A 9737-nucleotide genomic window follows, 5' to 3' on the forward strand; every position below is an offset into this window, starting at 1 on the left:
TCCGGTCCGCTGCTAGATTCCACCCGTGCGCGACGACCCCTCATCTCGGCAGGTCCCGTCCCGCACCGTCGTCCTCGCCGGTCCTGCAGCGACCGGGAAGTCGACGCTCGGCGTCCTCCTGGCCCGCCGCCTCGGGCTTCCCTTCATCGACGTCGACGAGATCGCCTGGCCGTACTACGCCGAGGCCGGGTGGGACCTCGACCGGCTTGTCGCCCGCGTGCACGCCGTGGGCCGGGTCGCGGCCGAGCGGGAGTGGGAGCCAGCCCGGGCTCACACCGTGGAGCGGGTGCTGGCCGAGCACCCCGGCACCGTGATCGCCCTCGGCGCCGGGCACACCAGCTACTCCGACCTCGACTGCGCCTCGCGGGTGCGAACAGCGCTCGACGCGGCCTCCGATGTCGTCCTCCTGCTCCCCCACCCGGGCCCTGAACGCTCCGTGGCCGTCCTCCGGGAGCGCTCCGTCGCGAGCAAGAACACCGACTGGGTGGCCGACGGGCACGACTTCCTCGCGGAGTGGGTGGCGGATCCGCTCAACCACGAGGTCGCCACCATCACCGTGTACACCGAAGGTCTCGACCCTGAGGAGACCGTCGGCGAGGTGGTCAGGCTCTGACGGCTCCATGACCGCTCGCCCGGTCTAGCCGAGGACGAAGGTGACGAAGCCCATGGTGCGGCGGTGGCCGCGTAACCAGGCGGTCCAGGCGCTGTCGAGCTCGGCCCGGACGGGATGGTCAGGGTGGTCGATGAGCCATTGCTCGCGCTCGCGGAGGTGACCGAGCTCGAAGTCGTCGAACTCGGTCCGGGTGGACTCGTGGAGATCGAGGATCCGCCATCCCGCTTCGTGCAGCTGGTCGACCAGGTCCGGCAAGCTGAGGCAGTCGGACTCCGAGGCTCCGGGCCACATGTGGGCCAGCTCGGCGGGCGCCGGCGCCGAGGTCCAGTACTCCATCCCGAACAACGCCCTCCCACCGGGGAGGAGGTCGGCGCGGAGCTCACGGACCGCGGTGGGGAGATCCCCGAAGGCCTGGAAGGCGCCGAGCGAGATCAACAGGTCCGCCGGTTCTCGATGGTCGGTCGAGCTGCCGGACTCGAAACGGACCCGTCCGGTGAGGCCACGCTCCGTCGCGGTCGCACGCGCCCGTTGCACGTCGGGGTCGTGCACCTCGATCCCGAGTCCGGTCGCTCCAGGACACGCCGCCAGCGCCTGCAGCAGCACCTCGCCCCAGCCGCAGCCGTGGTCGACGATCCGCGTCGGCTGATGTTCAGCGGCACGTGCGATCAGACGGTCCAGCGACGCCTGACGAAGCGGGGAGTTGAGAAGGAGCAGCGATCCGGCGCCTGCGTTCGGCGGCTGGTCATCAGTCATCTGCGGAGTCCATCCCACAGCTACCGGACGGGCAACGTGATTTCCTTCGCGTCCCACCAGTCCAGCACCCGGGCGCCGTAGAGGGTGAGCCACTTGGACGGCTCCCCTGCCCGCACGTCCACCTCGAACCACGCCCGGCCTGGGTGACGCCGCTCCTGGACCCACGTGCCGTCGGACTGCCGGGCGGCACGGATCAGCTCGATCGCCTCGGCCATGCGGGGGTCGGGTCGCCCGCCGTCGTGCAGGTTCGCCTGGCGGAAGTAGTCGGCCGCGTTGAGCACGCTGTAGAACCAGCGGAACGGGTAGGCGTACGTGTTGACCCAGTACTCCACCGGCTCCCCGGTCGACAGTCGCTTGGAGAGCCCGCGCTCGAGCAGGTACTCCTCGCCGCCGCGCCGGGCCTCGCGCGTCGCGTCCGTGCCGCCGGTCGCTTCGTCGTACGCGAGGAGGCCCTTCAGCGAGTTCAGGGTCGAGTGGAACGACGACCGGGTCGAGCCCTCCACCCACGCGCAGTTCCAGCCTCCGTCGGTCATCCGGTGCTCGACGAACCAGTCGACGAGCCCGCTGATGTCCGCGCCGAGCCACGTGCCGTTCGCGACGGTGTACCCGTTGATGCAGCAGTCCACCTCACCGCCCCAGTACGGCAGGTTGTCGTACTCCCAGCGGCTGTTCTCCGCGAGGAGCTCGGCCGTGCGACGCTCCCGCAGCACCGCGCCGTCGAGGCCCCACTCGCGCAGGGCGTTGAGGGACCAGGTCGTCGCCGTCCACGGCTGCCCTTCGACCGCCTCCTGGCTCTCGAAGTCGAAGTCCCCGGGGAAGTAGGCGCCACCGGCCCACTGCCCGTCGGGATCCTGGAGCGCGAGCAGATGCGCGCCGAAACCCTCCGTGGCGACCCGCGCCCGGGTGGCCTCCCACACCGCCGGAGGCTCGTTCAGCAGGTCCCGCTCGACCTGCCACCGCAGCGCGGGGTCCGAGTCGAGGAGCCAGTGGGTCAGGGCGTCGTCGGCCATGGATCGACTGTAGCGACGGGCACCGACATCGTCCCGGTCAGGCCGGGCTGCTCGCCGGCCCGCCTCGGCCCGGAACCCTCTGGCTCTCGACCACCACGGCCATCGCCCGGTCGAACGCCGCGTGCTCCGCGTCCGTCAGCGGCTCGAGCAGCCGCTCGAGCGCTCCGTCCGCCGCGGCGCGGAAGGCGGCGGCGGACCGGGCGCCGTCCTCGGTCAGCACGACGTGGAGCGCGCGACGGTCACCCGGAACCGCCGCCCGTCGCACCAGCCCGCGCCGCTCGGCCCGGTCGACGAGACCCGTGAGGGCCGCCTTCTCGGCGCCGAGCGCGTGCGCGAGCTCGGCCATGCGCCACGGCCCTCGCTCCAGGATGCACAGCATCCGAGCCTGCACCGGGGTCAGGTCGCAGTCGCTCGCGACCCGCGCGACCACCCCGTCCACCAGGCTCGCCAGTCGGGCCAGCACGGGCATCGCGCCGACGCCGGCGTTCGCGCAGGTCGGGACGTCCGGTTCGGTCTGGAGCTGGTCCTCGAAGATCATGTACCAAAGGTACATTCCCTGGATAGTTTATGTCGTGTACTGTCAGTCACACGAAGTGACCGGGCCCGGAAAGGCCCCCTACCAGGAGGTACGCATGACCTCGACCACGTCCGAGATGTCGTCCATCGCGGCGAAGCGCAAGATCACGCCCGCCCACGTCGCCGTCGTCACCGTCGTCGCGCTCGCCATCAACCTCGTCATCCTGTGGTTCGGCCCGCTCGCCGGCGCGTCGATGCAGGTCGGCCAGCCCGCACCGGTCACCGCGATCCCGGTGGCCTTCTTCACGATCGTCCCGCTGCTCCTGGCGAGCGTCGTCGTCGCCCTCGCCGGGCGCCGCAACCCCGGCTTCCGCCGCATCGCCGCGTGGGCCGGTCTCGCCTTCGCGCTCGTCAGCTGCGCGGCCCCGTTCGCGGTCGCCGCGGACACCGCGACCGCCTACACGCTCTCGGCCATGCACGTGGTGTGCGGCGTCGCCTGGTTCCGCATCGCCTACCCCCACCGCTGAGGGCACGGGCGGCCCCCGCCGCGGCGTCACCCACTGCGGCGTCGGTCGCCTGTCGCCGGGTCGGTCGATCAAGTGACCGACCCGGCGACAACGGACCGACCCGGGCGAGGGCCCCAGCACTCACCCGACGGCGGGCGCCTCGCGCCGGTAGCCCTCGAACAGCAGCCCTCCGCCGGCCTCCAGCGCGGCGCCCGCCAGCGCGACCAGCACCGCTTCCTCGTGCGCGGCCACCACCCACCGGGCGGCCCACGACGGGTCCCACGTGCGCAGCTCGCGCAGCAGCCACTTGCCGCCGCCGTCCCACCGTCCGGCGGCCAGGAGCGCCAGGTGCCCCACCCGCTCCCAGAGCACCGACCTCACCACCGTCGCCTCGCCGTCGTCGCGAGCATGGGCCAGGTCGTCCAGCAGGTCGGTCACCGCGTAGCGCGCGTCCTCCAGCTCGCGGGTCGACGCCGGACCGGGGCCGGCCTCCAGAACCCGGCGGCACTCCGCCTGGAAACCGTCCGCAGCGCCGGGAACGCCGGCGACCACCGTCCCGGTCGCCACCATCCGGGCGAGAGTCGGCTTACGGCGCCCGACCTCTCGGTCGAGGAACCACCGGTGCCCCGCCACGGTGTTGACGAACAGCTCCGCCGGCCAGCCCCGCCACCGCAGCGAGTCCCGGTGCCCGACAGCGCCGTCGGGGAGCACCACCACGATGTCCAGGTCCGACCCCGCCGTCCGGAGCAGAGGGTCCACAACGCTGCCCGTCAGCACCGCCCACCGGGCGTGCGGGTATCGGTCGGCGACCAGCGCGGCGGCGTCAGCAAGGGGATCCACACGCCGATCCTGCCTGGCGGGCAGACGCTCGTGCCATCCGATATCTGAAAAGCGGGCGCGAGCGCGCACCCACCCGTGGGGTCAGGCGCACCCGTGCATCGCGAGAAGACCGGCCCTGCGGTCGGCAGCCGGCACGGTCAGCCCTCCGCCGCCAGCACCGTGAACTCCGCCCGGCCGTACCGGACGCCGTTGATCTGGAGCTCGAGCGCATGCTCGCCCGGGTGGTAGCGGCGCGTGGTGATCACGCGGAACGAGTGCTCGCGCGCGATCTCGACGCTCTCGCCCGGGCCGACCACGCGGGTCGCCAGCTTGAACGTCTTGCCCGTCAGGGTTCCGTTCGCCTTGCGGTGGTGCACCACGTAGTCGATCGCCAACCGGGTGACCCCGGCCTCCCTGCTCCGGACCGACGCCGTGAACGCGAGCGCCTCGCCGATGGTCACGGTCGAGGACGCGAGCACCGGTCCTGTCACCTCCAGCTGCGCCGGCGTGAACCCGAGCAGCTCCAGCGCTCCGGGATGGCCCTTCTTCACCAGGGTTCGCAGCCCGTGCCGCACCAGCCGCGTCGTGTTCTCGGCGTTCTCCCCCGGCTCCGCCAGCCACGCCCCGGCGGTCTCGACCACCAGGTCCGGCGACCGCCGGCTCAGGTCGTTGAGGTGGTTCGCGACCGACCGGCGGACGTCCTCGCTCTCGTCGAGGTACAGCGCGTCCAGGACCGGCAGGGTCGATCGCGGCTCGGCGAGGATCCCCGGCACCTGCACCGCCCAGGGCAGGAACGGTCGGGTGCCCTCCGACGCGAGCCGCCGCACGTCCGGGCTCGCCGACGCGGTCCAGCCGTGGATCGTCCGCAGCGCACGTGCGAGGTCGTGGTCGAGCAGCGGACGCAGCGCGAACTCGGACGTCAGGCGGCCGGTCAGCTCGGCGAGCAACGCGAGGGCGTCGTCGAACGCCTCGCTGGTCCCGTCGTCGATCGCCCTGGCCGCGACGGCGCTCGTCACCGGCCAGATCAGCCAGCCGGTGAACGACGGCGCCGCGACGCTCGCCGCCCGCACCGTCGCGGCGAACGACGCGTAGTCCCCCGGCAGGTCGGCCAGGAGCGCGTCCCGCAAGAGGTCGCTGCGCTCGCGGAGCGACAGCGGCGCGAGGACGCCCTCGGCCGCACGCACACCGCCGAAGGGCACGCCGGGCGCGGCGACCTCCAGCGCGGAGACCAGCGCACGCACGGTCGGGGCGCCGATCAGCTCGTCGGCAAAGGGCATGGCGACTCCCGGTCTGGTCCGCGGACGTCCGTCACCGAACTGTAGGCGCCGCACCGCCCCGCCGTCGGGCAGCCCGTCAGGAGGGGAACGCCGCGACGCCCAGGTGCACGGTGGTGAGCTCCGGACCGTCGACGAGGAGCGCCACCGTGCCGTAGCCGCCCGCCTCCGGCGAGAAGGAGCCGTCCCAGAAGCGGGAGCCCTCGGGGACGGTCGTGACAGCGGTGTCGCTGAGCAACGCGCCGGGCTCACCGGCGGGTGGGATGCTCAGGTCGTCGATCGCCATGCCGGTCAGCCCCTGGGCGAACTGCGCCACCGCGTCCGACGGCGCGTCGAACGTCACCGTGTACGCGTAGTGGTATCCGGGCCGGTCGGTCGTCTCGACGGTCGCGCCCTCGGCGTCGTCGGGCAGCGTCAGGTCCGCGAGCGCGAGAACCTCTGCGGGGTCGGTGAGCATCTGCTCCTCCTGGGCGTTGGTCGTGTCGGTGGGGCGGCCCTGGCCGTCGGTGCTGGTGCAGGCGCTGAGCAGCGGCGCCAGGGCGAGCACGCACGCCACCGCCGCACGGCTTCCGAGGCGCCAGGTCGCCCGGGGTGCCGCTGCGAGCTGAGTCATCCGGTTCCCTCCGAGGTGCGCGTCGACGACCTGCCGACCAGGTTGTACTCCTGGGCGAGCCCCTTGCGGTGCAGCTCCTGGAGCTCCGCGTCGGACACCGAGAGCGGCCCGATGTTGACGCCCTTGCCGCCGTCCCAGTTGTACCGGTCACGAGAGTTGACGGCCGTCTCGGTCTCGTACCGCCACTCACCACCGGGCGTGTCCGGCGGGTAGACGGTCACCTGGCCGTTGAGGTTGTAGCTGAAGCCACCTGTGGCGTAGTACCAGTTGGCACTCTGGCTCTGGCCCGCGTAGTACCCGTCCCAGGCCGTGTTGACCGGGAACGTCACCGGCCCGGTGGCCCCCGAGGCCTGCGCCCGCCGGATCGCGTCCGCGCCGAGCTGCTCCTCGCGCGCCGTGACCTTGTCCTCGAACCCGGGAAGGTCCTTGAGCATCGTGTCGACCGGCTGCGTCAGGTCCTGGCCGGAGTTGTCGAGGAAGTGCAGGAGGTTGCGCGAGGCGTCGGACCAGCCGACCCCCGCCGCGTTCGCCGCCAGCTCGATCGCGTCCTCCTTGCGACGGTCCCAGAACCCGTCGTCCTCGGAGCCGTGCTCTCCCGAGCCTCCGTCCGGCGGCGACCAGGCGGGCGGCTCCGTGTCGGGGGCGCCCTCCCCGGGGACGGGGTCGCCCAGCCCACCCGGGTACGGCTGCGGGCCGGGGATGGAGTGCTCGGGATCGGCCGGCGTGGGACCCGCGTCCAGGTAGCCCTCGCGGCGGTCGTCCTCCTGCTGGTCCCGGTTCTCCTCGCGGTCCCGGTCGCCCTCGCGGTCGTCGCCGCTGCGGCCGGTCGCGTCGTCCCGGTCGGTACCCCTCGAGTCCCCGCGATCGCCGCCCGCGTCACGTCCCTGGTCACGGCGTCCGCCGTCGTCGGCGGCGGACGTCTCGTCCTGCAGGTCCGCGTTGCGCGCGAGCTTCGTTCCCATCGCACCGACGGCGGTCGCCGCCGCCTGGGCCGCGGGGCGGTGCACGGAGGACCACCGGGAGGCGAACTCCTCGGCGTTGGGGCCTTTCCACACCGAGGAGCGGATGAGCTGGTCGACCGTGCGGGCCGCGTCGTCGATACGTTGGGCGTTCTTCTCGCACGCCTGCGCGAACGCGCGCAGCGCTGCGACGTCGGCCCCCCACATCTCGCTCATCCCGCGTCCCCCCCCGTCTACGGCCATGGCCGTTGCTGAGGCCCGAGCATAGGGTCCGCCGGAGCGCCCGGCTATGGGGAGGAGTCCCCGTCCCGGCGTGTCGCCGCGTGGCCGGCACCACGGGTCCCGCGCGGTCCGCCGCGCCGCCGAGCAGCGAGGTTGGTCACGATCGGGCCCTGCGGGTAGAGCGCACCCGGAACCGGTTGATTGAATAGCGGGCCTGCCGCGGCGAGCGAACGCCCCGCGGCGCCCATCCTCTCGAAAGTCCTTGTGCTGCTCCCTGCCCTCGCGCGCCTCCGCGCGCTGCGAAAGACCGCTGCCCCCACCACCCCCTCAGCAGACCGCTCCCCCTGGCGCGCCCTTCGCCACCCCGCCATGCGGTGGTGGACGGGCGCCAACCTCGTCTCGAGCGCGGGCACCTGGATGCAGATGACCGTCCAGAACCTGCTCGTCCTCCAGGTCACCGGCTCCCCCGCGTTCGCGGGCGTCTCACTCGCCGTCCAGGCCGCGCCGGGCCTGCTCCTGGGCGTCCTCGGCGGCGCCGTCGTGGACCGGTGGCCCCGCAAGACCGTGGTCACGGTGAGCCAGGTGGCGCTCGGGTCCGTCGCCGTCGCGACCGCGGTCCTCATCGCCGTCGACGCGCTCAGCCTGCCGGTCCTGCTCGGCCTGGCGGCGGTCACCGGGATCATCTCCACGATCGACGGTCCCGCCACGTCGCTCCTCGGCAACGACCTGGTCCCCGTCGACGACGTCCCGTCAGCCATCGGCCTCGGCTCGGTGACGCACAGCGCGGGACGCCTTGTCGGCGTCGGTCTCGCGGGCGGTGCCGTCGCCCTGGCTGGTCCCGCTGCCGCGTACCTGGTCAACGGCGGCTCGTTCCTCCTCGTCGCGGCCGTGGTCCCGTTCCTGCGCCTCTACCAGCAGGCGGGGGCCGACGACGCCCCGCCCGCCCGGTCGGTCGCCGCGCCTGCGGCCCTGCCGGCGAAGAACGCCAAGCCCCGGTCCGAGGCCGCCGAGGGCGTCCGCTTCTTCCTCGGCCGACCGCGCCTCGTCGCGCTCCTGATCGTGTCGGCGGTCAGCTCGACCTTCGGCCGCAACTACACCCTGACGCTGACCGTCCTCGTGACCGGGGCGCTCGCGGGCAGCGCGCAGGACTTCGCCGCGGTCTCGACGGTGCTCGCCGTCGGCGGGATCCTGGGCGCGTTCCTCGCGGGACGCCTCCGCCGCCCGTCGGTACGCCTGGTCGTCCTCCTCGTGGCGGTGGGCGCCACGCTCCAGGTGGTCGCCGGGCTGAGCCCCACGCTCGCCGTCCTGCTGGTCGTCGTCGCGCCCATGGCGATCGTCGAGTCGCTCTCCGACACGGCGGGCGCCACCGTGCTCCAGACCGACCCGCCCGCCGCCATGCGCGGGCGTGTCCTGGGCGTGTGGCGCAGCGCGAGCACGGCCTGGGCCCTCGCGGGACCTCCGCTGCTCGGCCTCCTCATGGAGCTGATCGGCGTGCGCGGCGCGCTCGTCGCGGGCGGGTTCGTCGTCGTCCTGACGATCGGCGCCGGCATGCTGCGCCACCGTCTGGCCCGGGCCCGGCCGGTCCCGGCGGACGAGGGCCTGGCGCTCGCGGCGTGAGCCGAGGATAAAATTCACCCCGCGCGGACCCGTATCAGTCGCGCCCTTTCCCACCTCTCTCCCTACGCTCGGTATCGGCGGGCGAACCAGGGTGGTCGCAGGAAATGGCGGACAGGTCCGGACAGATCCATCTCGGGGTGATCGACGGTTTCGAGCTCCGGGAAGACGGCGTCGTCCTCGACGTCGCCCCCGCGTGCCAGCGACTTGTCGCCTTCCTCGCCCTCTGGGACCGTCCGGTGACGCGGAGCTTCGTCAGCGGCTCCCTCTGGTCCGACTCCGACACCGAGCACGCCGGCGCGTGCCTGCGCTCCGTCCTCTGGCGGCTCCCGTCGCGCGACCTGGTGCGGTCGAGCCCCACGCGGCTCGCGCTGTCCGACGGCGTCGCGGTGGACTACCGCGAGACCGTCACCCGGGCGCAGCACCTCCTCTCCGACCCTGCGTCGGACGACGCCCCCGCCTGGGTGCTGCCGCACATCGCGATCCTGGCCGGGGAGATCCTCCCCGACTGGTACGACGAGTGGGTCCTGCTCGCGCGTGAGCGCTTCCGCCAGCTGCGGCTGCACGCCCTGGAGGCCCTCTGCATGCGGCTGGCGGTCGCCGGGCGGTTCGGGGAGGCCCTGCTCGCGGGCCTGGCCGCCGTCGACATCGAGCCGCTGCGCGAGAGCGCCCACCGCCGCGTCATCGAGGTGCACGTGCTCGAGGGCAACGTGGGCGAGGCGCTCCGGCAGTACCGCACCTACGAGCGGCTGCTGCGCGACGAGCTCTCGCTCGACCCCTCGGCGGACCTGCGGGCCATGGTGGCCCGGCTGCTGCGGAGGGCCTCGGGGGCGTGACG

11 protein-coding genes are annotated in these 9737 nt (G+C 73.2%); 4 read left to right on the forward strand and 7 right to left on the reverse strand.

Annotated elements, in window-relative coordinates:
• Positions 1-25: 25 nt before the first annotated feature.
• Entirely contained in the window at positions 26-613 is a 588-nt protein-coding gene (locus D1350_RS10950) for a shikimate kinase (RefSeq protein ID WP_164545126.1), read from the forward strand.
• Positions 614-637: 24 nt separating this feature from the next.
• Here the strand turns inward: D1350_RS10950 and D1350_RS10955 are convergent, their stop codons facing one another.
• The 3 genes from D1350_RS10955 to D1350_RS10965 are packed head-to-tail and all read right to left on the reverse strand — an operon-like array spanning position 638 to position 2914.
• Complete coding sequence (locus D1350_RS10955) at positions 638-1366, reverse strand: SAM-dependent methyltransferase (protein ID WP_125776034.1); 729 nt, start codon at positions 1364-1366, stop codon at positions 638-640.
• A gap of 20 nt (positions 1367-1386) precedes the next feature.
• Positions 1387-2376: a prenyltransferase/squalene oxidase repeat-containing protein gene (locus D1350_RS10960; protein ID WP_125776035.1), complete on the reverse strand. Its 990-nt coding sequence runs from the start codon at positions 2374-2376 to the stop codon at positions 1387-1389.
• A 37-nt stretch (positions 2377-2413) separates the two neighbouring features.
• The gene (locus D1350_RS10965) at positions 2414-2914 is read right to left on the reverse strand and encodes a MarR family winged helix-turn-helix transcriptional regulator (RefSeq protein WP_206074497.1); all 501 of its coding nucleotides are present in this window, start codon (positions 2912-2914) and stop codon (positions 2414-2416) included.
• Positions 2915-3008: 94 nt separating this feature from the next.
• Here D1350_RS10965 and D1350_RS10970 point away from each other — a divergent pair, with 94 nt between their 5' ends.
• Complete coding sequence (locus D1350_RS10970; protein ID WP_125776036.1) at positions 3009-3419, forward strand: DUF6069 family protein; 411 nt, start codon at positions 3009-3011, stop codon at positions 3417-3419.
• Positions 3420-3539: 120 nt separating this feature from the next.
• On the opposite strand, the gene D1350_RS10975 is transcribed toward D1350_RS10970, so the two are convergent.
• The 4 genes from D1350_RS10975 to D1350_RS10990 form a co-directional block, all read right to left on the reverse strand.
• The gene (locus tag D1350_RS10975; RefSeq protein WP_125776037.1) at positions 3540-4238 is read right to left on the reverse strand and encodes a nucleotidyltransferase domain-containing protein; all 699 of its coding nucleotides are present in this window, start codon (positions 4236-4238) and stop codon (positions 3540-3542) included.
• A 137-nt stretch (positions 4239-4375) separates the two neighbouring features.
• Positions 4376-5494, reverse strand: a complete 1119-nt coding sequence (locus D1350_RS10980; protein WP_125776038.1) for a DNA alkylation repair protein — start codon at positions 5492-5494, stop codon at positions 4376-4378.
• 76 nt (positions 5495-5570) lie between these two features.
• A complete protein-coding gene (locus D1350_RS10985; RefSeq protein WP_125776039.1) occupies positions 5571-6104 on the reverse strand; it encodes a hypothetical protein in 534 nt (177 codons plus the stop codon).
• Positions 6101-7279, reverse strand: coding sequence for a hypothetical protein (locus tag D1350_RS10990; RefSeq protein WP_125776040.1), 1179 nt, complete (start codon positions 7277-7279; stop codon positions 6101-6103). Before D1350_RS10990 ends, D1350_RS10985 begins: the two co-directional genes overlap by 4 nt.
• A 270-nt stretch (positions 7280-7549) precedes the next feature.
• On the opposite strand from D1350_RS10990, the gene D1350_RS10995 reads away from it, so the two are divergent.
• A complete protein-coding gene (locus D1350_RS10995) occupies positions 7550-8902 on the forward strand; it encodes an MFS transporter (protein ID WP_125776041.1) in 1353 nt (450 codons plus the stop codon).
• Between the two features lie 137 nt (positions 8903-9039).
• On the forward strand, positions 9040-9735 hold the full coding sequence (locus tag D1350_RS11000) for an AfsR/SARP family transcriptional regulator (RefSeq protein WP_164545127.1): 696 nt from the start codon (positions 9040-9042) through the stop codon (positions 9733-9735).
• Positions 9736-9737: the final 2 nt, after the last annotated feature.

This window comes from Antribacter gilvus, from assembly GCF_003946865.1.
In the GTDB taxonomy this organism is placed as follows: domain Bacteria; phylum Actinomycetota; class Actinomycetes; order Actinomycetales; family Cellulomonadaceae; genus Antribacter; species Antribacter gilvus.